The organism is Micromonospora sp. NPDC001898 (assembly GCF_042891255.1).
In the GTDB taxonomy this organism is placed as follows: Bacteria; Actinomycetota; Actinomycetes; order Mycobacteriales; family Micromonosporaceae; genus Micromonospora.
In genome coordinates this window covers 601,316-625,493 of the sequence record NZ_JBIATC010000001.1, presented here as the reverse complement: position 1 = coordinate 625,493, position 24,178 = coordinate 601,316, and the positions used below count along the sequence as shown (strand labels likewise).

The 24,178-nt window shown below is 71.6% G+C and carries 22 protein-coding genes; 12 read left to right on the top strand and 10 right to left on the bottom strand.

The genetic code is table 11. The features are described 5' to 3' along the window. Positions 1–924 (bottom strand): polyphosphate polymerase domain-containing protein, encoded by a 924-nt coding sequence (locus ACFYZF_RS03045; protein ID WP_387015259.1) that lies wholly within the window; start codon positions 922–924, stop codon positions 1–3. Positions 925–1,225: 301 nt separating this feature from the next. On the opposite strand from ACFYZF_RS03045, the gene cysC reads away from it, so the two are divergent. Together cysC and galT are read left to right on the top strand one after the other, a co-directional pair. After that, on the top strand, positions 1,226–2,755 hold the full coding sequence (gene cysC, locus ACFYZF_RS03040; RefSeq protein ID WP_387015257.1) for an adenylyl-sulfate kinase: 1,530 nt from the start codon (positions 1,226–1,228) through the stop codon (positions 2,753–2,755). Between the two features lie 35 nt (positions 2,756–2,790). Continuing rightward, complete coding sequence (galT, locus tag ACFYZF_RS03035) at positions 2,791–3,867, top strand: galactose-1-phosphate uridylyltransferase (protein WP_387015255.1); 1,077 nt, start codon at positions 2,791–2,793, stop codon at positions 3,865–3,867. A 315-nt stretch (positions 3,868–4,182) separates the two neighbouring features. Here galT and ACFYZF_RS03030 read toward each other — a convergent pair whose 3' ends face one another. After that, positions 4,183–5,400 (bottom strand): NADP-dependent isocitrate dehydrogenase, encoded by a 1,218-nt coding sequence (locus ACFYZF_RS03030; protein ID WP_387015252.1) that lies wholly within the window; start codon positions 5,398–5,400, stop codon positions 4,183–4,185. Between the two features lie 137 nt (positions 5,401–5,537). Between ACFYZF_RS03030 and ACFYZF_RS03025 the strand changes: the two genes are divergently transcribed. Then, positions 5,538–6,359 (top strand): MBL fold metallo-hydrolase, encoded by an 822-nt coding sequence (locus ACFYZF_RS03025; RefSeq protein WP_387015249.1) that lies wholly within the window; start codon positions 5,538–5,540, stop codon positions 6,357–6,359. A 78-nt stretch (positions 6,360–6,437) separates the two neighbouring features. Here ACFYZF_RS03025 and mdh read toward each other — a convergent pair whose 3' ends face one another. Both mdh and ACFYZF_RS03015 read right to left on the bottom strand, forming a co-directional pair. After that, a complete protein-coding gene (mdh, locus tag ACFYZF_RS03020) occupies positions 6,438–7,388 on the bottom strand; it encodes a malate dehydrogenase (RefSeq protein WP_387016032.1) in 951 nt (316 codons plus the stop codon). 184 nt (positions 7,389–7,572) lie between these two features. Further along, positions 7,573–8,433 (bottom strand): bifunctional methylenetetrahydrofolate dehydrogenase/methenyltetrahydrofolate cyclohydrolase, encoded by an 861-nt coding sequence (locus ACFYZF_RS03015; RefSeq protein ID WP_387015246.1) that lies wholly within the window; start codon positions 8,431–8,433, stop codon positions 7,573–7,575. Between the two features lie 466 nt (positions 8,434–8,899). Here ACFYZF_RS03015 and ACFYZF_RS03010 point away from each other — a divergent pair, with 466 nt between their 5' ends. The 5 genes from ACFYZF_RS03010 to ACFYZF_RS02990 all read left to right on the top strand — a co-directional run bounded on the left by ACFYZF_RS03010 (position 8,900) and on the right by ACFYZF_RS02990 (position 14,596). Beyond that, positions 8,900–10,504 (top strand): ABC transporter substrate-binding protein, encoded by a 1,605-nt coding sequence (locus tag ACFYZF_RS03010; RefSeq protein ID WP_387015243.1) that lies wholly within the window; start codon positions 8,900–8,902, stop codon positions 10,502–10,504. Between the two features lie 82 nt (positions 10,505–10,586). Beyond that, on the top strand, positions 10,587–11,525 hold the full coding sequence (locus tag ACFYZF_RS03005) for an ABC transporter permease (protein ID WP_387015241.1): 939 nt from the start codon (positions 10,587–10,589) through the stop codon (positions 11,523–11,525). A 57-nt stretch (positions 11,526–11,582) separates the two neighbouring features. Beyond that, positions 11,583–12,539 (top strand): ABC transporter permease, encoded by a 957-nt coding sequence (locus tag ACFYZF_RS03000; protein WP_387015239.1) that lies wholly within the window; start codon positions 11,583–11,585, stop codon positions 12,537–12,539. Between the two features lie 7 nt (positions 12,540–12,546). Further along, positions 12,547–13,584: an ABC transporter ATP-binding protein gene (locus tag ACFYZF_RS02995; RefSeq protein WP_387015236.1), complete on the top strand. Its 1,038-nt coding sequence runs from the start codon at positions 12,547–12,549 to the stop codon at positions 13,582–13,584. Beyond that, positions 13,568–14,596 (top strand): ABC transporter ATP-binding protein, encoded by a 1,029-nt coding sequence (locus tag ACFYZF_RS02990; protein ID WP_387015233.1) that lies wholly within the window; start codon positions 13,568–13,570, stop codon positions 14,594–14,596. Before ACFYZF_RS02995 ends, ACFYZF_RS02990 begins: the two co-directional genes overlap by 17 nt. A gap of 42 nt (positions 14,597–14,638) precedes the next feature. On the opposite strand, the gene purH is transcribed toward ACFYZF_RS02990, so the two are convergent. Together purH and purN are read right to left on the bottom strand one after the other, a co-directional pair. After that, on the bottom strand, positions 14,639–16,210 hold the full coding sequence (gene purH / locus ACFYZF_RS02985; protein WP_387015231.1) for a bifunctional phosphoribosylaminoimidazolecarboxamide formyltransferase/IMP cyclohydrolase: 1,572 nt from the start codon (positions 16,208–16,210) through the stop codon (positions 14,639–14,641). Next, a complete protein-coding gene (gene purN / locus ACFYZF_RS02980) occupies positions 16,207–16,827 on the bottom strand; it encodes a phosphoribosylglycinamide formyltransferase (RefSeq protein ID WP_387015229.1) in 621 nt (206 codons plus the stop codon). The genes purH and purN overlap by 4 nt, the downstream gene beginning before the upstream one ends. Positions 16,828–17,051: 224 nt before the next feature. Here purN and ACFYZF_RS02975 point away from each other — a divergent pair, with 224 nt between their 5' ends. After that, a complete protein-coding gene (locus ACFYZF_RS02975) occupies positions 17,052–17,354 on the top strand; it encodes a CD225/dispanin family protein (RefSeq protein ID WP_387015226.1) in 303 nt (100 codons plus the stop codon). Between the two features lie 29 nt (positions 17,355–17,383). Beyond that, positions 17,384–17,974, top strand: coding sequence for a DUF4190 domain-containing protein (locus tag ACFYZF_RS02970; protein ID WP_387015223.1), 591 nt, complete (start codon positions 17,384–17,386; stop codon positions 17,972–17,974). Between the two features lie 55 nt (positions 17,975–18,029). Here ACFYZF_RS02970 and ACFYZF_RS02965 read toward each other — a convergent pair whose 3' ends face one another. Then, the gene (locus tag ACFYZF_RS02965; protein WP_387015220.1) at positions 18,030–19,322 is read right to left on the bottom strand and encodes a DUF6350 family protein; all 1,293 of its coding nucleotides are present in this window, start codon (positions 19,320–19,322) and stop codon (positions 18,030–18,032) included. Positions 19,323–19,526: 204 nt separating this feature from the next. Here ACFYZF_RS02965 and ACFYZF_RS02960 point away from each other — a divergent pair, with 204 nt between their 5' ends. Further along, positions 19,527–19,787 carry a DUF4190 domain-containing protein gene (locus ACFYZF_RS02960; protein WP_387015218.1) on the top strand — a complete coding sequence of 87 codons (261 nt, stop codon included), beginning with the start codon at positions 19,527–19,529 and terminating at the stop codon, positions 19,785–19,787. A gap of 57 nt (positions 19,788–19,844) precedes the next feature. Here ACFYZF_RS02960 and sucD read toward each other — a convergent pair whose 3' ends face one another. The 3 genes from sucD to ACFYZF_RS02945 form a co-directional block, all read right to left on the bottom strand. Continuing rightward, on the bottom strand, positions 19,845–20,732 hold the full coding sequence (gene sucD / locus ACFYZF_RS02955; protein ID WP_350881783.1) for a succinate--CoA ligase subunit alpha: 888 nt from the start codon (positions 20,730–20,732) through the stop codon (positions 19,845–19,847). A 2-nt stretch (positions 20,733–20,734) separates the two neighbouring features. Further along, positions 20,735–21,913, bottom strand: a complete 1,179-nt coding sequence (gene sucC, locus ACFYZF_RS02950; RefSeq protein ID WP_387015216.1) for an ADP-forming succinate--CoA ligase subunit beta — start codon at positions 21,911–21,913, stop codon at positions 20,735–20,737. 491 nt (positions 21,914–22,404) lie between these two features. Further along, positions 22,405–22,809 (bottom strand): cobalamin B12-binding domain-containing protein, encoded by a 405-nt coding sequence (locus ACFYZF_RS02945; RefSeq protein ID WP_161685713.1) that lies wholly within the window; start codon positions 22,807–22,809, stop codon positions 22,405–22,407. A gap of 389 nt (positions 22,810–23,198) precedes the next feature. Between ACFYZF_RS02945 and ACFYZF_RS02940 the strand changes: the two genes are divergently transcribed. Then, positions 23,199–23,912: a M23 family metallopeptidase gene (locus ACFYZF_RS02940; protein WP_387015213.1), complete on the top strand. Its 714-nt coding sequence runs from the start codon at positions 23,199–23,201 to the stop codon at positions 23,910–23,912. Positions 23,913–24,178: the final 266 nt, after the last annotated feature.

The window sequence follows — 24,178 nt, the reverse complement described above, 5'->3', positions numbered from 1 at the left end:
TCAGGCCTCACTTCTCGTGGGGGTGACCGCCGCCAGGCCGGCGGCGGGGTCGTCGTCCTGGACGTGGAAGACCGAACGCGGCGCCCGGCCGAACGCCTCGACGCTCTGGCAGTACTTGGAGACCCGCACCACCTGAAGCTCGGCGCGGGCGGCGAGGTCGGTGAGCCAGTACGGGACCCGCTCGTTGGCCTTGATCTCGACGATCGACAGCCCGGCCGGGACGATGAGCCGGTTCTCGGCGTCGGCCCCGAGGTGGAAGTCGCGGTCCCGGCCCCGGATCCGGTGGTCGAGGGTGACCCGCAGCCCGAGGTCGGCGTCCTGGCCGACGAACGCCTCGCGCTGGTAGCCGGTCATCGCCACCGGGCGCAGATCGAGGCCGGCGACGAGTTCGAGCACCTCCTCGACGAACGCCCGCTGGGCGGGGTCGTGCTCGACCGCCACCCGCTCGTCGCAGAGCCGCCGGGCCAGCCGGTACGGCAGGGCGATCCGGCGCTTCTGGGTGACCCGGTTGACCCGCTGCTTGATCTCGACGTACACGGTGGTGTCGTCGTCGACGGTGGAGCGGTCGCCGTAGTGGCGTACCCGCAGCTTGCGGCGGAACCGCAGCCCCTCGATCTTCTCCCAGTAGAACCGCAGGTCGGTGGTGTCGTAGTAGACACTCCACACCCCGTACCCGCCGTCGTCGCCGTGGCTGTCCGGGGCGAGCCGGCCGGCCAGTTCACGCCGGAGCGCCGGCACCTTCGTCGTCGCGACCAGGTACTTGATCTCGTACCGGTTGAACGCGTGCAGTTTGCTCGGCGCCCGCAGGGCGTGCCCCGCGTGGTCCGGGCCGGCCGTCGAGGGGCCGGGATCCGGTGTCGGGTCGCCTCGGTGGTCAGCAGCCGGGTCTGGGGGACGGGCTCGGCGGTTGAACCGTAGACGCATGGACACGCTTCCTCCGGTCGGGTTCCTCGGGTGACGGAACGGCTGGAGGCCAAGGAAAGCGAACGGTCATGGAAACGGCGTATGAGCAAGCTGTGGATGAGCTTTGGACCGCAGGTGAACGGCAGCGGGGATCGCCGCCCCGCCCGCCTCGCGCCGTCCGTGACCGACGGCACCTCGGCGCTTCGCCGGGGGCGCCGGCCGAGCGGTCCCGGCATACTCCACCCCCGGTAGGGGGAATGGCGCTCTCGACCGATCGCCGGTCGACTGAGAAACTGTGTGCCGGCCAGTAGTGGGGGGTGCGATGAGTAACGGGTGGGTGCTGCCCGAAGAGGTGCTGCGGGACGCTCCGGCGTACACGCCGCGGCCCGGGGAACTGGCCGATCTGGAGTTGCTGCTGACCGGGGCGTACACGCCGCTCGCCGGCTTCATGACCAGGGCCGACCTGATCGGCGTCGGCCGGCGGGGTCGGCTCGCCGACGGCACGCCCTGGCAGGTGCCGGTGACCCTCCAGGTGCCCGCGGCGCTCGCCGACGGCCTGGACCCGGCCGACCCGCAGCGCCGGGCGCTGGTGCTGACCGACGGCGAGGGCGCCCCGATCGCCGCGCTGGAGGTCACCGACGTCTGGCCGGCCCGGGACGGCGTCGCCGGAATCGGCGGCCCGGTACGGCGGCTCGGCGACGGCGGCCACGGCCCCTTCCAGCGGCTGCGCCGCAGCCCGGAGGAGATCCGGGCGCTGCTGCCCCCGGGCCGGGTGCTCGGCGTCCTCGCCGACCGCCCCCTGCACCGCCCGCAGCTCGCCCAGATCGCCCACGCGGTCCGCACCCTGGGGGCGCACCTGCTGGTGATGATTCCGGTGGGCGAGGGAACGACCAACGGGCTGCCCTCCGAGGCGCTGGTCCGGGCGGTCTTCGCCGCCCGGGACCGGATGCCCCCGGCGACCCTGGTCGCGGTGCCGCTGTCCCGCCGCCGCGACGAGATCAGCGACGCGCTGATCCAGGCCCGGGTGGCCGCCGCGTACGGGGTGACCCACCTGCTCTCCACCGGCGAGATGCTCTCCGGCGCCGGTCTGCGGGTGCTGGTCCCCCGCGATCTGGCCTACGACAACCGGGACGGGCAGTGGCGCTGGCGGGAGGACATCCCGCCGCGCAACCGGCGGCTGGCGCTCAGCCAGGCGGAGCTCGATGACCTGCTCGACCGGGGTTTCCCGCTGCCGGAGTGGCACACTCCCCCGGCGGTGGCCAAGGAACTCGCCCGGGCCCGCCCGGCCCGGCGGCACCGGGGGCTCGTGGTGTTCCTGACCGGCTTCTCCGGCTCCGGCAAGTCGACCATCGCCCGGGGCCTGACGGACGTGCTGCGCGAGGGCGGGGACCGGACGGTGACCCTGCTCGACGGCGACGTGGTGCGCCGGGAACTCTCCGCCGGGCTGACCTTCAGCAAGGCGGACCGGGACCTCAACGTCCGGCGGATCGGCTGGGTGGCCGCCGAGATCGCCCGGCACCGTGGCGTCGGCGTCTGCTGCCCGATCGCCCCGTACGCGGCGGCGCGGGCGACCGCCCGGGAGATGGCCCACGCAGCCGGGGCGGGCTTCGTGCTGGTGCACGTGGCGACCCCGATCGAGGTCTGCGAACAGCGCGACCGCAAGGGCCTGTACGCCCGGGCCCGAGCCGGCCTGCTCACCGGGATGACCGGCATCGACGACCCGTACGAGGTGCCGGCGGACGCCGACGTGGTGGTCGACACCACCGACCTGTCGATCGACGAGGCGGTGCACGCGGTGATGCATCACCTGACCGAGACCGGGTGGGTGGAGCCCCGCCTCCAGTCCACCTGACGCCGGCCGCGCCGACGAGAAGAGGAAACGGCGGAGTGAAGCGCACGACGATCGAGCTGGCCGACGGTCGGGAGCTGATCTACTTCGACGAGCGGGACGACGCGGTCCGCGACCAGCCGGACCGGCGGGAACTGCCGCCGCCCCCGCCCGCGTCCCAGCTCCGGTACGACCCGCTGACCGACGAGTGGGTGACCGTCGCCGCGCACCGGCAGACCCGCACCTTCCTGCCCCCGGCCGACCAGTGCCCGCTCTGCCCGTCCCGGGGCGACCGGCTCAGCGAGATCCCGGCGCCGGACTACGACGTCGCCGTGTTCGAGAACCGGTTCCCGTCGCTGAGCCAGCGGACCGCCGAGGAACCTGCGGAGATCACCCCGTTCACCCCGGTCCGGCCCGGCCGGGGGCGGTGCGAGGTGGTGTGCTTCACCGACGACCACAACGCGTCGTTCGCCGGCCTCCCGCCGCACCGGGTCCGCACCGTGCTGGACGCCCTCGCCGACCGCACCACGGCGCTGGCCGAGCTGCCCGGGGTGGAGCAGGTGTTCTGCTTCGAGAACCGGGGCGTGGAGATCGGGGTGACCCTGCACCACCCGCACGGCCAGATCTACGCGTACCCGTTCGTCACGCCACGCACCCGGGCGATGCTCGGCGCGGCCCGTCGGCACGCGGGGCGCACCGGCGGCGGCAACCTCTACGCCGACGTCCTCGCCGCCGAACGCGCCGCCGGGGCCCGCGTGGTCACGAGCAACGAGCACTGGACGGCGTACGTGCCGGCGGCGGCCCGATGGCCGTTCGAGGTGCACGTCGCCCCGCACCGGCCGGTGCCGGACATCCCCGCCCTGACCGACGAGGAGCGGGACGCCTTCGGCCCGCTCCACCTGGACCTGCTGCGCCGCTTCGACGGGCTGTTCGAGCTGCCGATGCCCTACATCGCCGCCTGGCACCAGGCCCCGGTACGGATCGACCGCGAGCTGGGGCACCTCCACCTTGAGCTGTTCAGCATCCGGCGTGCCGCGGACAAGCTGAAGTACCTGGCCGGCTCGGAGTCGGGCATGGGGGTGTTCATCAACGACATCGCCCCGGAACGCGCCGCCGAGTTGCTCCGCGCCGCCTGACCGGAGATTCGGCAGGGACACAGGGCGCGGGGGGCCCGGAACGGGCCCCCCGCAGGGAAGGGACGGCTGGCTGTGTGCGACAGCCGGGAAGGCTGGCTTATCGGCACTCGCGCCGCGAGGCGACCCGCGGTCAACCTTCCTGGACGCGACTGGCACCACGTCCACCAGGCTCAACGAGCAATCTCACGCACGGTGACGGCAGGCGCACAGGGAAGGCCGCCGCCCGGACACCACGGAGCCCGGACACGATCGAGCCCGCCGGCACGGGGCCGGCGGGCTCGGTCGGTGACGCACTCCCCGCGCGGGGACGGACGGTCAGGCGGCGAGCCGACGCGCCAGGTTCTCGTCCAGCGCGTTCATGAACTCGTCGGTGGTCAGCCACGGGGCGTCCCGCGAGATGAGCAGCGAGAGATCCTTGGTCATCTGGCCGCCCTCGACGGTGTCGACGATGACCTGCTCCAGGGTGTTGGCGAACTCGGTGACCGCCGGGGTGCCGTCCAGCTTGCCCCGGTGGGCCAGGCCCCGGGTCCAGGCGTAGATGGAGGCGATCGGGTTGGTCGAGGTCTTCTCGCCCTTCTGGTACTGCCGGTAGTGCCGGGTGACGGTGCCGTGTGCGGCCTCCGCCTCGACGGTGCGGCCGTCCGGGGAGAGCAGCACCGAGGTCATCAGGCCGAGCGAGCCGAAGCCCTGCGCGACGGTGTCGGACTGCACGTCACCGTCGTAGTTCTTGCAGGCCCAGACGTACCCGCCCTCCCACTTGAGGGCGGCGGCGACCATGTCGTCGATCAGCCGGTGCTCGTAGGTGATGCCGGCGGCCGCGAACTCCGACTTGAACTCGTTCTCGAACACCTCGGCGAAGAGGTCCTTGAAACGACCGTCGTACGCCTTGAGGATGGTGTTCTTGGTGGACAGGTAGACCGGGTAGTTGCGGTCCAGGCCGTACCGGAACGAGGCGCGGGCAAAGTCCCGGATCGACTCGTCGTAGTTGTACATGCCCATGGCGATGCCGCCGCCGGGGAACTTGGCGACCTCCATCTCCACCGGCGCGGAGCCGTCGGCCGGGGTGTAGGTGATGGTCACCGTGCCCGGGCCGGGGACGACGAAGTCGGTGGCCTTGTACTGGTCACCGTGGGCGTGCCGGCCGATGATGATCGGCTTGGTCCAGCCCGGGACCAGGCGCGGCACGTTGGACATGATGATCGGCTCGCGGAAGACGACGCCGCCGAGGATGTTGCGGATGGTGCCGTTCGGCGACCGCCACATCTTCTTCAGGCCGAACTCCTCCACCCGGGCCTCGTCCGGGGTGATGGTGGCGCACTTGACGCCGACGCCGTGCTCCTTGATGGCGTTGGCGGCGTCGATCGTGACCTGGTCGTCGGTCTCGTCGCGGTGCTGGATCGAGAGGTCGTAGTAGTGCAGGTCGACGTCGAGGTAGGGCAGGATCAGCTGCTCCCGGATCTGCTTCCAGATGATCCGGGTCATCTCGTCGCCGTCGATCTCCACGACCGGGTTGTTTACCTTGATCTTCGCCATCGACCGGCGCTCCTCTCAGGGGACACGTGCTCAAGCAGTACGAGCGTACTGGAAACTGGCCGGCAGTCCCCAGCCGGCCTCGGTGGGCCGGCGAAAACGGGGTGCACGGCACGGGAGATCACTGGCACCATCACCGGATGCCGCCGCGCCGCACCCTCGGGTCTATCACGGTCACCGCGCTGGCCGACGGGGAGGGCCCGTTCTTCCAGCCCCGTGAGGAGGCGTTCCCGGGCGCCACGGCCGAGCACTGGCGCGCGGCCGACGATCGGGATCCGGCCGCGGTCACCGACGACGGGCGGTGGTGGCTGCAGTTCCGCTGCTTCGCCCTGCGCGCCGGGGACGGCCCGGTCACCCTGGTCGACGCCGGCATCGGCCCGGCCGGCTCCCCCGCCGCGAGCTGGGCCCCGGTGCCCGGTCGGCTACCGGCCGAGCTGGCCGCCGCCGGCATCGACCCCGCCGACGTCCGCACGGTGGTGCTGACCCACCTGCACACCGATCACGTCGGCTGGGCGGTCACCGGCACGGCCGGCACACCGTGGTTCGGCAACGCCGACTACCTGGTGCAACGTGCCGAGCTGGACGCCCTGGGGTCGGTCAATCCGTGGCTGGTCGCCGGGCTGGTCGCGCCGTTGCGCGCCGCCGGCCAGCTCCGGGTCCTCGACGGCGACACCCCGCTGACCCCGGGGGTACGCGTGCTGAGCACGCCGGGGCACACCCCCGGTCACCAGTCGGTGCTGGTGGACGCGGGCGACGAGCGGCTACTGGTCACCGGCGACCTGCTGGTGCACGCGGTCCAGCTCGTCGACCCCGGCCTGGCGTACGCCCACGACGAGCAGCCGGCCACGGCGCGCGACACCCGCACGGCCCTGCTGCGCACCCTGCTCGCGCACCCCCCGACCACCCTGGCCACCCCGCACCTGGGCGAGCCCTTCCTGGCGCTGCCCCACCGGCAGCGTTGATCAGGAAGTTTCCGTCGGGATCCGGGCTTGGTGGGACACAAGCTTCTTGATCAACGGCGAAAGGGGCCGCGGGCTGGGTTACATGTCGGTGATGTCGGACTGTTTGGTGCGGACGGCTTCGGCGGCGGACTTGAGGCTGGCCAGTTCGTCGGGGTCCAGGTCGGTCTCGATGATTCGCCGGACGCCCCCGGCGCCGATCTCGGCCTCGACGCCGAGGTACACGCCGGAGATGCCGTACTCGCCGTCGACCCAGGCGCAGACCGGCATCACCTCCCCGGAGTCCTCCGCGACGGCCCTGGCCATCCGGGCGGCGGCGGCCGACGGGGCGTAGTACGCCGAGCCGGTCTTCAGCAGGGCGACCACCTCGGCGCCGCCGTTGCGGGTCTTGACCACCAGCTCCTCGATCTGCTCGGCCGGCATCGCCTCGCGCAGCGGCCTGCCGTCGACGGTGCTCCTCGACGGGACCGGCACCATGGTGTCGCCGTGCGAGCCGAGGGTCAGGGTCTTCACCGACCGCACCGGCACGGCCAGGGCCTCGGCGACGAAGTTGGTGAACCGGGCGGAGTCGAGCATGCCGGCCTGGCCGAGCACCCGGTTCTTCGGGAACCCGGTGGCGAGCTGGGCCAGCGCGGTCATCTCGTCCAGCGGGTTGGACACGACGATGACCACGGCGTCCGGGGCGTGCCGGGCCACGTTCTCGGCCACCTGGCGGACGATCTTGGCGTTGGTCTCCAGGAGGTCCATCCGGCTCATGCCCGGCTTGCGCGGCAGGCCGGCGGTGACCACCACGACGTCCGAGCCCGCGATGGCCTCGTACCCCTCGCCGTTCCGGCCGGTGGTGACACCGACGACCGTGGTCTCGAAGCCCTCGACGGGGCGCGACTGGTTGAGGTCCAGGGCCAGGCCGGCCGGCTTGCCCTCCACGATGTCGGTGATCACCACGGTATCGAAGACGTCGTACTCGGCCAGGCGCTGCGCGGTGGTGGAGCCGTAGAAGCCGGCCCCGACGACAGTGACCTTCTTACCCATGGTCATCCCACTCCCTGATACCCGGCGGATTACCGGCCCGCATCAGTCATCCTGGCACCGATCGGGGCATAACCGGCGACCTTTCGACAGGATGGGTCGAGGCCCCGCCGCCGGCCCCGGACGGCAGCCACGGACCGGACGGTGGCCACGGGACCGGACGGTGGCCACGGGACCGGACGGTGGCTCAGTTGCCCTCGGCGCGCTCGACGACGTTGGTGAGCAGCATGGCGCGGGTCATCGGGCCGACGCCGCCGGGCATCGGGACCAGCCTCCCGGCCACCTCGGCCACCTCGGGGGCGACATCACCGGTGTAGCGGCCCTTGCCGTCCTCGCCGATCACCCGGGTGATGCCGACGTCGACCACCGTCGCGCCGGGGGTGACCAGGTCCGCGGTGAGCAGCCCCGGCACCCCGGCCGCGACGATGACGACGTCCGCCGCCCGGGTGTGCGAGGCCAGGTCGAGGGTGCCGGTGTGGCACAGGGTCACCGTGGCGTTCTCGCTGCGCCGGGTGAGCAGCAGGCCGAGCGGGCGACCCACGGTGTTGCCCCGGCCGACGACGGCGACATTGGCGCCGCGCAGCGCCACGTCGTGCCGGCGGAGCAGCTCGACGATGCCGCGCGGGGTGCAGGGCAGCGGGCCGGGGTAGCCGAGGACCAGCCGACCGAGGTTGACCGGATGCAGCCCGTCGGCGTCCTTGTCCGGGTCGATCATCTCCAGCGCGCGCTGGGTGTCGAGGTGACCCGGCAGCGGGAGCTGGACGATGTACCCGTGGCAGGCCGGGTCGGCGTTCAGCTCGGCCAACGCGTCGTCGACCTGCTGCTGGGTGGCGTCGGCGGGCAACTCGCGACGAAGCGAGGCGATGCCCACCTCGGCGCAGTCGCGGTGCTTGCCGTTGACGTACGCCTGGGAACCGGGGTCCGCCCCGACCAGGACGGTACCCAGTCCCGGGGTGATGCCGCGCTCCGCCAGTGCTTTGACCCGCGTCCGCAGCTCGTCCTTGATCTCCGCCGCGGTCGCCTTGCCGTCCAGGATCGTCGCCGTCACGTCCAGATCGTCTCACGCCCCGGACACGCCGACCCGGGGACCCGCGCCCGCCGCGACGGGCGGCCGGCCCGGCCGGCGCCCGGGGCCGACCCACCACAGTCCGTGACGATGAGACCACGTGGGCATTGTCACTGATCGTGACGATCTGTGGACCGCGTCACCGGCCGATCCGGGCGGCCTGGCCATCGGGGCCACAAACCGGACTCTCGGCGGTCGGCGGACACGGGTCGCGTACTGGTGCCATCTCGGCTCGATCCGCACCCCCGAGGGCTGTTGACAGCCCATTTCTCCGACAGGACGTAGCAGGGCCGGCGGCTGCGGGCAAGGCCGGAGACCCCGCTCCGTTACCGGTTCGCCACGGCTCCGTTGCCGATCGCCACTCCCGCGACCTACCGTTACCGATCGTTGCGCAGCGTTACCCAGCGCCGGGCCTGACCGCGCAGCGTAATGGAGATGAGGAGACCGAATGCGAGTTCGTAGGCTTGCCGCCTGGACCGCCCTCCCGCTCGCGGTGACCCTGGGCCTGGTGGCCTGCGGCTCGGGCGGCGACGGCGGATCCGGCGAGAGCGACCCCAGTGCGGCCGTGCGGATCGAGATCGCCGAGCCGCAGCACCTGGTGCCGACCAACACCAACGAGACCAGCGGCTCGCAGGTGCTCAGCGCCCTGTTCAGCCCGCTCGTCGACTACGACGAGGCGAACAAGCCGTACGAGGTGGCCGCCGAGTCCGTGACGTCGTCGGACAACAAGGTCTGGACGGTCAAGCTCAAGGACGGCTACACCTTCCACAACGGCGAGAAGGTCACGGCCGAGAACTACATCGACGCCTGGAACCACGGCGCGTACGCCCCCAACGGGCAGAACTCCAGCTACTTCTTCGAGAAGATCGCCGGCTACGACGACCTCCAGGGCGAGCAGCCGAAGGCGAAGACGCTGACCGGCCTGGAGAAGGTCGACGACCTGACCTTCACCGTGACGCTGGCCCAGCCGTACAGCGAGTTCCGGACCATGCTCGGCTACACAGCGTTCTACCCGCTGCCGAAGGCCGCGTTCTCCGCCCCCGGCGTGCTCGCCGAGGGGTACGAGCAGGCCCCGATCGGCCAGGGCCCGTTCCGGATGAAGGGCTCGTGGCAGCACGACGCCAAGGTCGAGGTGGAGAAGTACGACGCCTTCCCCGGCCAGCAGCCGAAGGTGGCCGGCGTCGAGTTCCGGATCTACCAGCAGCTGACCGCCGCGTACGCGGACGTGCTGTCGGACAACCTCGACGTGATCAAGACGATCCCGACCGAGAACCTGTCGACCGCCGGCACCGACCTCGGCGACCGGTTCAAGCAGAGCCCCGCCTCGTCGCTCCAGGTGCTGGCCTTCCCGACGTTCCAGGAAGAGTTCAGCAAGCCCGAGGTGCGCAAGGCGATCTCCATGGCGATCGACCGGGACGAGATCACCAGGTCGATCTTCAAGGACTCGCAGCAGCCGGCCCGCTCGTTCGTCTCGCCGGTCGTCGCGGGCTACCGGGAGGACACCATCGGCGCCGCCGGCGAGTTCGACCCGGCCAAGGCCAAGGCGGCGTACGAGGCCGCGGGCGGCCCGAAGAAGATCGAGCTGTCGTACAACGGCGACGGCGGCCACAAGGACTGGGTCGACGCGACCTGCAACCAGCTCAAGGCCAACCTGGGCGTGGATTGCGTGGGCAACGCCGAGCCGAAGTTCGCTGACCTGCTGACCAAGGTCAAGGCCAAGCAGCCGGTCGGCCTGTTCCGGATGGGCTGGGTCATGGACTACCCGTCGATGGAGAACTACCTGGGCCCGCTGTACAGCACCAACGGTTCGTCGAACTACTACGGCTACAGCAACCCGGAGTTCGACAAGCTGCTCGCCGAGGGCGCCAAGGCCGCGAACGAGGAGGAGGCCGTCAAGAAGTACCAGGCCGCGGAGGACCTGCTGGCCGAGGACATGCCGGTGATCCCGCTCCGGTACGGCCAGAACAACCTCGGCCACTCGACCAAGGTCACGAACGTGGAGATGGACCTCTTCGACCGCATCGACCTGCTGAAGATCGAAGCCATCAAGTAGCTCCCCCGGGAAGACGGGTCGGGTCACCGCGAGGTGACCCGACCCGCCACCGCTTTGCCCCTTTTCAGGAAGACTGCTCAGTATGCTCCGCTTCATTCTGCGGCGACTGCTCCAGATGGTCCTCGCCTTCTTCGGGACCACGCTGATCGTCTACGCGCTGATGTTCGCCGGTCAGGGCGACCCGATCCAGGCGCTCGCGGGGGAACGCCCGGTCACCGCCGCCCAGCGGGCATACCTGACGGAGAAGTTCCACCTCGACCGGACCGGTGTCGGCGGCTTCTTCTACCGCTACTTCGACTACCTGAAGAACCTGCTCCAGGGCGACCTGGGACAGTCGCTGACCGGCCGGCAGATCGGCGACATCCTCGCCGCCGCCTGGCCGGTCACCGTCAAGCTCGCCCTGATCGCCATGGCGGTGACGGTCGTCTTCGGGGTCACCGCCGGGGTGATCGCCGGCATCCGGCGGGGCAGCGTCTTCGACAACGCGACGCTGGTGCTCACCCTGCTGGTGCTCGGCATCCCCACGATCGTGCTGGCCCCGCTCGCCCAGTACCTCCTCGGCGTCAAGTGGCAGCTCTTCCCGGCCACCGCCGGCGCCGATCCCGACCTGTACGCGCTGCTGCTGCCCGGCATCGTGCTCGGCTCGCTGTCGCTGGCCACCGCGCTGCGGCTGACCCGGACCTCGGTCGCGGAAAACCTGCGCGCCGACTACGTCCGCACCGCCCGGTCGAAGGGCCTGGTCAAGCGGCGGATCGTAAGCGTGCACGTGCTGCGCAACTCGCTCATCCCGGTGATCACCTTCCTCGGCGTCGAGCTGGGCAACCTGATGAGCGGCGCGATCATCACCGAGGGCGTGTTCAACATCCCCGGCGTCGGGTTCAACCTGTTCCGTGGCATCCGCACCGAGGACGGCCCGCTGGTGGTGGGCATCGTCAGCGTGCTCGTCGTGGTCTACCTCGTCTCCAACCTGGTAGTGGACGTCCTGTACGCCGTACTCGATCCGAGGATCCGCTATGAGTGAGCGCAGCGAACGAATCATCGGCGCAGCGTGCACAAGTGAGCGCAGCGAGGTGGCGTCATGAGCGACTTCGAGACCGTGGCGGCCACCGAGAACCAGGCCGCGCGACGGGGGCCGTCGGGCGAGCCCGGGGCGCCCAACCAGGTCGGCGTGCCGCGGAAGCCGCGCAGCCTGGCCGGTGACGCCTGGCGCGACCTGCGCCGCAAACCGATCTTCTGGATCAGCCTGTTCCTGGTCGTCCTGATCGCCGCGATGGCGGTCGTCCCGGCGCTGTTCACGGCCAACGATCCGCGCGACTGCGTGCTCTCCCGCCAGCACGCCGGGCCGTCCGGCGGGGCCATCTTCGGGTACGACTTCCAGGGCTGCGACACGTACGCCCGGGCGGTCTACGGCGCCCGCGCGTCGCTGCTGGTCGGCGCGCTCTCGGCGCTGTTCACCGGGCTGATCGCGGTGGTCGTCGGGATGCTCGCCGGGTACTTCGGCCGGTGGGTCGACGCGGTGCTCTCCCGGGTGATCGACATCGTGCTCGGCATCCCGCTGCTGCTCGCCGCGATCGTACTGCTCAAGCGGGTGAGCGCCAGCAGCGACAACGTCCGGCTGCTCGCGGTGATCTTCGTGCTCGCGGTGCTCGGCTGGACCACGGCGGCCCGGGTGATCCGCTCCTCGGTGATCACCGCCAAGGAGCAGGACTACGTCGCTGCCGCCCGGATGCTCGGTGCCGGCAACGGCCGGATCATGTGGCGGCACATCCTGCCGAACGCGCTCGCCCCGGCGATCGTGGTGCTCACCATCGCGCTCGGCTCGTTCATCTCCGCCGAGGCGACGCTGAGCTTCCTCGGCATCGGCCTCAAGGCGCCGACCATCTCCTGGGGCATCGACATCGACGCCGGTCGGGTGCACATGCGGGAGTCCGCCACCCCGCTGGTGGTGCCCTCGACCTTCCTCGCGCTGACCGTGCTGGCCTTCATCATGCTCGGCGACGCGATCCGTGACGCCTTCGACCCGAAGCTGCGGTGATCCCCTCATGAGCCACTCCGCCGTCAGGCCGACGCCGGCCTCCCCGACGCCCGAGGGCGGCCACCTCCTGGATGTCCGGGACCTGCACGTCGAGTTCCGCACCAGCGAGGGGGTGGCCCGGGTGATCAACGGCGTCTCGTACCACCTGGACGCCGGCGAGACCCTGGCCGTGCTCGGCGAGTCCGGGTCCGGCAAGTCGGTCACCGCGCAGGCGATCATGGGCATCCTGGACACTCCCCCGGCGCACGTCCGCTCCGGGCAGATCCTCTACCGGGGCCGGGACCTGCTCGGCCAGTCGGAGGAGCAGCGTCGCCAGGTGCGCGGCAAGGAGATCGCGATGATCTTCCAGGACGCCCTGTCCGCGCTGAACCCGGTCTTCCCGGTCGGCTGGCAGATCGGCGAGACGCTGCGCCACCGGGAGGGGATGTCCCGGGGCGACGCCAAGGCCCGGACCGTCGAGCTGATGGACCTGGTACGGATCCCGGCGGCGGCCAACCGGCTCGGCGACTACCCGCACCAGTTCTCCGGCGGGATGCGGCAGCGCGTCATGATCGCGATGGCGCTGGCGCTGAACCCGAAGGTGCTGATCGCCGACGAGCCGACCACCGCGCTTGACGTCACCGTGCAGGCCCAGATCATGGACCTGCTCGCCGACCTGCGGCGGGATCTGGACATGGCGATGATCCTGATCACCCACGACCTCGGCGTGGTGGCCGGCGTCGCGGACCGGATCGCCGTCATGTACGCGGGCCGGATCGTCGAGCACGCCGACGTCCGCTCGCTGTACCGGGCGCCGGCCCACCCGTACACGAAGGGGTTGCTGGAGTCGATCCCGCGCCTGGACGTGCGCGGCCAGGCCCTGTCGACGATCAGGGGGCTGCCGCCGAACCTGATGCGGATCCCCTCCGGCTGCCCCTTCCACCCCCGGTGCCCGTACGTGCAGCAGGTCTGCGTCGACGTGGTGCCGCACGACCTGGTCCTCGGCGACGGCCGGACCAGCGCGTGCCACTTCGCGCAGGAGGTCCGTGATGACAGCGCCCGCTAGCCCGGCCAAGGTGCGGGGCGAGACCGTCCTCGCCGTCGACAGCCTGGTCAAGCACTTCCCGATCACCAAGGGGGTGCTGTTCCAGCGCCAGGTCGGCGCGGTGCGTGCCGTCGACGGGGTCAGCTTCGAGCTGCGCCGGGGCGAGACCCTCGGCGTGGTCGGCGAGTCCGGCTGCGGCAAGTCCACCCTGGCCCGGCTGCTGATGCGGCTGGAGACGCCCACCTCCGGCCGGGCCACGCTGGAGGGGAAGGACCTGTTCAGGGCGTCCGGGGCGGAGCTGCGCCGGCTGCGACGCAACATGCAGATGGTGATGCAGGACCCGTACACCTCGTTGAACCCGCGGATGACGGTCGGCGACATCATCGGGGAGCCGTTCGACATCCACCAGGACGCCGCGCCGAAGGGCAGCAAGCGCAGGCGGGTGCAGGAACTGCTGGACGTGGTCGGGTTGAACCCGGAGCACGTCAACCGGTACCCGCACCAGTTCTCCGGCGGCCAGCGCCAACGTATCGGCATCGCCCGGGCGCTCGCCCTGCGCCCGGAGATCATCGTCTGCGACGAGCCGGTGTCGGCCCTGGACGTCTCCATCCAGGCCCAGGTCATCAACCTGCTGGAACAACTCCAGGACGAGTTCGGGCTGTCCTACATTTTCATCGCCCACGACCTGTCCGTGGTGCGGCACATCTCCGACCGGGTCGCGGTGATGTACCTCGGCAAGATCGTCGAGGTCGGCACCGAGGACGAGATCTACGAGCGGGCCACCCACCCGTACACCCAGGCGCTGCTGTCGGCGGTGCCGGTGCCCGACCCGGACGCCCGCGACGACCGGACCATGATCCGACTCGTCGGCGACGTGCCCAGCCCGGCGGATCCGCCGAGCGGCTGCCGCTTCCGCACCCGCTGCTGGAAGGCCCAGGAGGTCTGCGCCCGCGAGGAACCCCACTCGGTCCCCCGGGCGGCCGACCCCCACCCGTCGGCCTGCCACTTCGCCGAGCTCCGCCCCACCGCCTGACCCGCCGCCGCCTGCGGGCGGCGGGCGGGCGGGCGGGAAGGGTCAGTGGAAGAAGTGGCGGGTGGCCGTCAGGTACATGGTGATCCCGGCCTCCTTGCAGGCGGCGATCACCTCCTCGTCGCGGATCGAGCCGCCCGGCTGGACGATCGCCTTCACCCCGGCCTCGATGAGGATCTTCGGGCCGTCGGCGAAGGGGAAGAACGCGTCCGAGGCGGCGACCGAGCCCCCGACCCGTTCGGCACCGGCCCGGGTGACCGCAAGCTGCGCCGAGTCGACCCGGTTGACCTGGCCCATGCCGACCCCGACGGTCGCGCCGTCCTTGGCCAGCAGGATCGCGTTGCTCTTCACGGCGCGCACCGCCCGCCAGGCGAACGCCAGGTCGCGCAGCGTCGCCTCGTCGGCCGCCTCGCCGGTGGCCAGCCGCCAGTTGGCCGGGTCGTCGCCGTCGGCGTCGATCCGGTCGGCCAGCTGGACCAGGATGCCGCCGGTGACCTGCCGCCACTCCGCCGGCAGCGGGGCGTACGCCGGGGCGCGCAGCAGCCGGATGTTCTTCTTGCCCTGGAGGACCTCCACCGCGCCGGGCTCGAACTCCGGCGCGACCAGCACCTCGGTGAAGATGTCGGCGACCTGCCGGGCCAGCTCCACGGAGACGGGCCGGTTGACCGCGATCACCCCGCCGTACGCCGACACCGGGTCGCAGGCGTGCGCCCGGCGGTGCGCCTCGGCCACGTCGACGCCGACCGCGATCCCGCACGGGTTGGCGTGCTTGATGATCGCCACGGCCGGCTGGTCGGCGAAGTCGTTCGCCGCCCGCCACGCGGCGTCCGCGTCGACGTAGTTGTTGTACGACATCTCCTTGCCGTGCAGCTGCTCGGCCTGGGCCAGGCCCGCCGGGCTGCTCGGGTCGGCGTAGAGCGCGGCGGCCTGGTGCGGGTTCTCGCCGTAGCGCAGCACCGATCCGCGGCGCAGCGCCAGCCCGGCGAACTCCGGCCACCCCCCGGCGTCCGGCGCCAGGGTGACGGCGCACCACTCGGCCACAGCCACGTCGTACTCGGCGATGGCGGCGAACGCGCGGGCGGCCAACGCCCGGCGCTGGGCCAGGGTGAATCCGCCCTCGCCGAGGGCCGCCAGCACGGCCGGGTACCCGGCCGGGTCGGTGACCACGGCCACCGAGGCGTGGTTCTTGGCGGCGGCGCGGACCATCGCCGGGCCACCGATGTCGATCTGCTCCACGCACTCCTCGACGCCGGCGCCCGAGGCGACCGTGGCCTGGAACGGGTAGAGGTTGGACACCAGCAGGTCGATCCCGGCGATGCCGTGCTCGTCGAGCTGGGCGGCGTGCGAGTCCTTGCGCAGGTCGGCCAGGAGGCCGCCGTGGATCGCCGGGTGCAGGGTCTTCACCCGGCCGTCGAGGATCTCGGGGAAGCCGGTCACCGACTCGACCGGGGTCACCGGCACCCCGGCGTCGGCGATGGTCGACGCGGTGCTGCCGGTCGAGACGAGCTCCACGCCGGCCGTGTGCAGGGCCCGGGCCAGCTCGACCAGGCCGCTCTTGTCGTAGACGCTGACCAGCGCCCGCCGGATCGGGCGGCGCTCGGCCTCAGTGGCACTCACGGAAAGGTGACCTTTCGTCCGGTGATCGTCCAACCTTCGCGGACCAGCCGACCGACCTGCTCGACGAGCTGGCGCCGCTCGGCGGACTTGATGCGCTCGGTGAGCGCGTCCTCGTCGTCGTCGTCGAGCACCGGCACGGCGACCTGGGCGACGATCGGGCCGGTGTCCATCCCGGCGTCGACGAAGAAGAGGGTGGCCCCGGTGATCTTCACGCCGTAGGCGAGGGCGTCCCGGGGGCCGTGGATGCCGGGGAACGCCGGCAGCAGGGTGTTGTGCGTGTTGAGGTAGCGGTCGCCGAACGCGGCGAGGAAGTCGGGGCCGACCAGCTTGAGGAAGCCGGCGGAGACCACGAGGTCGGGGCGGTGCGCGGCGACCTGCGCGGTGAGCGCGGCGTCCCAGTCCGCCCGGGTCGGGTGGTCGGAGACCCGCTCGACGAAGGTCGGCACCCCGGCGGCAGCGGCCCGGGCCAGGCCGGCGATGCCGTCCCGGTCCGCGCCGACGGCGACAACCCTTGCCCCGTACGCCGGGTCGACGGCGGCGTCGAGCAACGCCTGGAGATTGCTGCCGGAGCCGGAGACGAGGACGACGATGCGGGCGACGGGCGCGGGCTCGGTCACGCCGCCACCCTATCGGGCAGGTCGGGGCCGCCATCGTGTGGGCGGGCAGGCCGGACGCCCGTCGGCACGGGCGATCAGGATCCGGACAACGACGAATTGCTGACCTCCGTTGTCGCCCCCACCCTGTACGCTGCCGGTCGCTCGGTGCCCGGCACAAGCCTGGCCCCGCACCCGTCAGTGACCCGACATGCGCGTTGTGTCGATGGATTAAGGAGCAGGCCGCGATGCAGCCCGACTACAAGTCCCCCCAGCCGCAACAGATCAATAACAACATGACGATGTCCATCGTGGCCATCTTCCTCTTCTGGCCGTTGGCCATCCCGGCGATCATCAACGCGTCGAAGGTCAACCCGCTCATCCAGCAGGGCAACTACGCGGGGGCGCAGGCGGCGGCCGCCGAGTCGAAGAAGTGGTCCAAGTGGGCCCTGATCGTCGGCATCGCCTGGTACGTGATCACCATCGCGTGCTGCGCGCTGGGCGGCATTGGGGCGATCATGGGTGCGGATACCAGCACCACCAGCTACTGACAGCAGCCTCAGGCAAGGAGCGCCAGCGAATGCAGCCCGGTCAGGACCCGTACGGCCAGCAGCCCAACGACCCGAACCAGCCGCAGTACCACGACCCGTACGCCCAGCAGCCCCCGCAGGCGCCGTACGGGCAGCAGCCCACATCGGGGCAGCCGTACGGGCAGGACCCGTACGGCCAGCAGCCGCAGGCGCCGTACGGTCAGCAGCCCGCCGCCGGTCAGCCGTACGGCCAGCCGACGTCGGGGCAGCCCTACGGTCAGCCTGCCTCGGGCCAGCCGTACGGGCAGGACCCGTACGCCCAGCAGCCCTACGGAGCCGCGCCGGGCTACCCGAACGCCGGCTACCCGCAGGCGCAGGGCCAGCAGAACACCCTCGGCCTGGTGTCGATGATCCTCGGCATCGCGTCGATCCCGCTGGTCTGCTGCCTGTACCTGGGCGTCCCGGTCGGCATCGCCGCGGTGGTCACCGGCTACCTCGGCCGGCAGAAGGCGAACCAGGGCCTGGCCAGCAACGACGGCCAGGCCAAGGCCGGTCTGATCTGCGGTGCGGTGGGTGCCGGGCTCGGCATCGTGCTGTTCATCCTCGGCATCGTGGCGAACGTCAACCTGCCTACCACCTGAGCCGACAGCACCACCGAGGGGCGCTCCGGGACCGTTCCCGGGGCGCCCCTCGGCGTCAGGAAGGCGTCCGGCCCTTGGACAGGGAGCGGGTGGCGGCCGCGCCGAGCAGAGCACCGGCCGCGATCACCGCCGTGGCCGTCCCGGCCACCTGCCACGGGACCGGGCCGATCTCGGCCAGCCGCCCCCCGCCGAGCGGCCCGCCGGAGGCCCCCGCGAGCACCCCGAGCAGCAGTCCGGCGACCGGGCCGGCGAGGGCCGCCGGGATCAGCAGGGCCCGCCAGGTGACCTCCGTCCGGTCCTCGGCGGCCCGCCGCAGCAGCCGCCGGGCGAGCAGGCAGCCGGCAGCCATGCCGGCCAGGACCGGGATCGCGAGCAGGGCCGCCCCGAAGTCGTCCACCGGCCCGCTGGGCAGGCCGGCCAGCAGCGGTACGGCCGGCAGCGCGCCGAGCGAGACCTCGCTGGTGCGTACGGCGGTGTCGGTGCCGACGGCGAACCCGGGGCCGAGCAGATAGCTGGTGGACCAGACCGTGGCGTTCGGTGCGTAGGCGAGGCTGACCAGGGTGATCCCGGCCTGACCGGCCACCCCCGTGCGGTACGCCCCGATCATGTCCGCGGCGTCCCCGCCGCCGGTGGCGATCGCCAGCCCGGCTACTCCCGCCCCCGCCCCGAGCAGCAGCAACCCGGCGACCAGGCCGGTACGCAGCCCGTCCCGCACCGGGGCGGGCGCCCGCTCGACGAGCAGGCCGGCCACGCCGGTGGTGCGGGCCGCCCCGGCCAGGGCCGCGAACGCGCCGAAGACCGCGAAGGTGCCGCCGGCGCGGATCGGGGACACCGCCGGCCCGCCGACGCCGGCCAGCACCGCGGCGAGGGTGCCGAGCAACGCGTACCCGACGCCGACCGCGCCCGCGGCGGTGAGCGCCTGGCGCGGCGACCGCCCGCCCCTGGCCCCGATCGCCCGGCTGGTGTGCACGCCGGCCCGGAACAGCCGCCAGACCGCCAGCACCGTGAGCGCCACCGGGGCCAGTCCGACCGGGCCGGCGTCGGTGTTCAGCGGGACCCCGTGGCCGAGCAGCCAGCCGCCCAGGCCGGCGCGCAGCGCCCCGGCGACGGAGCCGGCGTCCTCGCTGAGCTGGGCGAGCCCGAGCACCAGCGCGACCGGTAGGTACGACGTGAGCGCGGCCCAGGCGGCGGCTACCCCGGCGGCGACCGCGAGCGGGGCCCGGCTGCGGCGGGCCTCCCCGGCCCGGGGTGCGGGCACCCGGGGACCCGGTGGGCGGCCGGCGGACCGGTCGTCGGCGCCCACCCCGGTGGCCGGACGGCGGGGCTGATCAGGGGTGACGGAGGACATCGCGTCTACTCTGGCACGCCGCGCCGTCGGGGGCAGTCCGATACCGCACCCGATCGGCCGCAAGTTCGTGATCCACCGACTTGTCGCCCGCGATCCGGTCTAGCCTCGGCCCAGGACACGAACTTTTCCTGTCGCGGCCTCTTCCGGGTGCCGGTCTGTGTCGGCCGGCTGGAGCCGGCCGACACAGACCGCTCGGAGGTAGCCGTGAACGCTCCGTATCCACCGCCGCCGCCGGCCGCCGGCCGGGACCGCACCACGCTGTGGGGCGTGCTCGGCATCGTCCTGGGCCTGATCTGCTGCGGCGTCCTCGGCATCGTCTTCGGGTACCTGTCTGTCCGGGACGCCAAACGGTACGGCCAGTCGCCGGTGCTGGGCTACCTCGCCATCGCGTTCGGCGTGATCAACATCATCGGCAGTCTGATCCTGCGGGCGAGCGGCAACTACCCGTTCTGGAACAACGACTGATCTACATGACACGAGGGGGCCGACCGCCCGGTCGACCCCCTCGGCGTCTCAAGCGGCTCAGCCGGCGGACATGATCTCCCGCATCAGCTTGGCGGTCTCGGTCGGGGTCTTGCCGACCTTCACGCCGACGGCCTCCAACGCCTCCTTCTTCGCCTCGGCGGTGCCCGCCGAGCCGGAGATGATCGCGCCGGCGTGGCCCATGGTCTTGCCGGGCGGGGCGGTGAAACCGGCGATGTAGCCGACCACCGGCTTGGTCACGTTCGCCTTGATGAAGTCGGCGGCCCGCTCCTCGGCGTCGCCGCCGATCTCGCCGATCATCACGATGGCGTCGGTCTCCGGGTCGGCCTCGAACGCGGCCAGGGCATCGATGTGGGTGGTCCCGATGATCGGGTCGCCGCCGATGCCGACGCAGGTCGAGAAGCCGATGTCACGCAGCTCGTACATCATCTGGTACGTCAGCGTGCCACTCTTGCTGACCAGGCCGATCCGACCGGTGCCGGTGATGTCGGCCGGGATGATGCCGGCGTTGGAGGCGCCCGGCGAGGCGATGCCCGGGCAGTTCGGCCCGATGATCCGGGTCCGCTCCCCCTTGGCCACGTTGTACGCCCAGAACGCGGCGGTGTCGTGCACCGGGACGCCCTCGGTGATCACGACGGCCAGCGGGATCTCCGCGTCGATGGCCTCGATCACGGCGGCCTTGGTGAACTGCGGCGGGACGAAGATCACCGTGACGTCGGCACCGGTCTGGGCCATGGCCTCGGCGACGGTCGCGAAGACCGGCAGCGCGGTGCCGTCGAAGTCCACGGTCTGGCCCGCCTTGCGCGGGTTGGTGCCGCCGACGACGTCGGTGCCGGCGGCAAGCATCCGCCGGGTGTGCTTGGAACCCTCGGAACCGGTCATCCCCTGCACGATGACCTTCGAGTCCTTGGTCAGCCAGATAGCCATGATCAGACCCCCGCAGCCGCCAGCTCGGCGGCCCGCTCGGCCGCGCCATCCATGGTGTCCACCCGCTGTACCAGCGGGTTGTTCGCGCCGTCGAGGATCGCCCGACCGGCCTCGGCGTTGTTGCCGTCGAGGCGGACCACGAGCGGCTTGGTGACCTTCTCGCCGCGCTGCTCCAGCAGGGCGAGCGCCTGCACGATGCCGTTGGCGACCTCGTCGCAGGCGGTGATGCCGCCGAAGACGTTGACGAACACGCTGCGCACCGACGGGTCGGACAGGACGATCTCCAGCCCGTTCGCCATCACCGCGGCGCTGGCGCCGCCGCCGATGTCGAGGAAGTTGGCCGGCTTGACGCCGCCGTGCCGCTCGCCCGCGTAGGCGACCACGTCGAGGGTCGACATGACCAGACCCGCGCCGTTGCCGATGATCCCGACCTCGCCGTCGAGCTTGACGTAGTTGAGGTCCTTCTCCTTGGCGGCCTGCTCCAGCGGGTCCACCGCGGCCTGGTCGATCAGGGCCTCGTGGTCGGGGTGCCGGAACCCGGCGTTCTCGTCCAGGGTCACCTTGGCGTCGAGCAGCAGCAGCTTGCCGTCGCTCGTCGTCGCCAGCGGGTTCACCTCGACCAGCGTGGCGTCCTCGGCGACGAACGCCTGCCACAGCCGGACGGCGACGTCGACGACCTGGTCGGCGACCCCGGCGGGGAAGTTGGCGGCGGTGACGATCTCGCGCGCCTTCGCCTCGTCGACGCCCTTGACGGCGTCGATCGGGGCCTTGACGACCTTGTCCGGGGTCTCGGTGGCGACCTGCTCGATGTCCATACCGCCGGCGACGCTGGCGATGCAGAGGAAGGTGCGGTTCGCCCGGTCGAGCAGGTACGAGAAGTAGTACTCCTCGGCCACGTCCGCGGTCACCGTGATCATGACCTTGTGGACCGTGTGACCCTTGATGTCCATGCCGAGGATGTCGGTGGCGCGGGCCACCGTCTCACCCGCGCCCTCGGCCAGCTTGACGCCGCCGGCCTTGCCTCGGCCGCCGACCTTCACCTGTGCCTTGACGACCACGCGACCGCCGAGGCGTTCGGCGATCGCGCGGGCCTCCTCCGGGGTGTTGGCGACGCCGCCGGCGAGCACGGGCAAACCGTGCCGCTCGAACAGGTCCCGCCCCTGGTACTCGTACAGGTCCACGATTGCGCGTCCCGTCCCGTCTCCGCGGCGCGCCGTCGCGCCGCCACCAGCGTGTGAAAACAGTTTGATGCCTGTCATCAGTTGAAACAGGCCATTGGGCGCAGCCTAGCGAGGTCGGCACGGCCGGCAACCGAGCGGGTGCACGGTGTGCCCTAATCCACAACCGGCCCAGCGCTCCCCCGTGCGCCCCGGATCCGGGCAGCCCCGCACGGTCGGCCGGCTCGTTCCGTCGGGCGGCCGTGCGGGGCCGACGGGCGGGTGGGGCCGGCTGTGGGATTCCTGTCGACGATGTTCGGCGGGCCGCGTAACCCCCTGGCCAGGGCCTCGTTGAGTCAGATGTCGGAGCGCTGCTGGTCAGCGCGACGGCGGGAGACGGCCGATGCCCTGTCGGTCGAGGGGTGGCGGCGGGGCATCGTGCATAGAGGGGCCGGACGTGTGAGGGGTGCGTCCGGCCCCTCCCCCGTGTCCGGGGGAGGGTGGCGACCGCCGGGTCAGGCGACCGGCTGGGCGACGTTGGCCCGGACCCACTCCACGATCGACCGGGTGGTCGCGCCCGGGGTGAAGACCTTCGCTACGCCGAGCCGCTCCAGCTCGGGCAGGTCGGCGTCCGGGATGATGCCGCCGCCGAAGACGACGATGTCGCGCGCGTCCCGCTCACCGAGCAGCTCGATGACCCGCCGGAACAGCGTCATGTGCGCCCCGGACAGCACGGAGAGCCCGACAGCGTCGGCGTCCTCCTGGATGGCGGTCTCCACGATCTGCTCCGGGGTCTGGTGCAGGCCGGTGTAGATGACCTCCATGCCGGCGTCCCGCAGGGCACGGGCGACCACCTTGGCCCCTCGGTCGTGGCCGTCGAGGCCCGGCTTCGCGACGACGACCCGGATACGAGAGCTCATCAGCGGACACCTTTCGAGGCGCTACGACTGTCACCTGAACGAACGGTAACCCGACGGGCCGGGACCGGGGAATCCGGGCGTCCGAACCAGGAGAAGCGTAGGGGTGCGGGCCGGATTCGGATATTCGGTGGGCGACGTCACCCTGCGCGACGAACGGGCAGCTACAGGGGCATACGTCGACCGTGACGAGGCATGACAATAGCGGACACAAACGGACGGATCGACACGCCAATTACCCCGTCTGGCTTGTGACCGGCGTGGTGGTTGGCTAACGTGACCACGGTTGTCATCAGGTCCACCGACGGGTGACGACGCGGCCAGCCGACGTTCACCACCGCTTCACGGGGTGTCGGCCGACCGCTTCGGAACCCCGACAACGGAGGGTGTGCGTGCGCCAGCGCCTGTCGTCTGAGCCCGATCGATATCGCGGCCGCCGCCGCGTACCCACCCCCCCGCGCAGCCGCTACGCAGCCGTCGTCACCACCGCGTTCGTCGGTGCGGGCATGGTCGCCCTCGGCGCGGCCGCGCTGCCGGACGCCAAGAGCGTCAGCCCGTCGGTCCTCGACGAGCTCAAGCAGGCGTCCATCACCAGCCAGGACGTCGCGGCCCGCACCGACTCCGCCGAACCGGCCTCCCGGGACAGCCGGGCGGAGACGAAGGTCGCCACCGAGCAGGACGTCTGGCTCCTGCCCCTGCAGGACTACGACTTCAACACGCCCTACGGCATGCGCTGGGGCAAGCTGCACACCGGGGTCGACCTGGTCGCCCCGGAGGGCACCCCCTACGTCGCCATCCACGGCGGCACCGTCACCAAGGCCGGCTGGTTCGGCGGCTACGGCTACACGGTCATCGTCAAGCACACCGACGGCAGCGAGGCCATCTACGGCCACTCCTCGACGGTGACCGTCAAGGAGGGCCAGCAGGTCAAGGCCGGGGAACAGCTCGGCCTGGTCGGCAACACCGGCCACTCCTACGGCGCGCACCTGCATCTGGAGATCCATGTCAACGGGGAGCCACGGGACCCGGTGCCGTGGCTCCAGAGCCGCGAAGTGGACATCAAGATGCAAATCCAGGCGCTCTACAGCGACGTGACCACGCCCTGACCCTGAGCATCGCCCGTTGACCGCCCGGATCAGTCGATCCGGGCGGTTTTTTCGTCGTCCGGTGGGCCGAATGTCTGCTAGGCCACACCGACAGCTGTGACCGGCGACACGTCGACCATGATCAGTTATCGGGACGAAGTCCTGCTAAGCGGGAGGGAACGGGCGGGATCCGGCTGCGGACGGGCCGGCGGAACCCCGCCCCCTACCCACCGCCCACCAGCGCAAACACCAGGATTTCGAGGTCCCTGCCCCTCGAAGACGTGAAG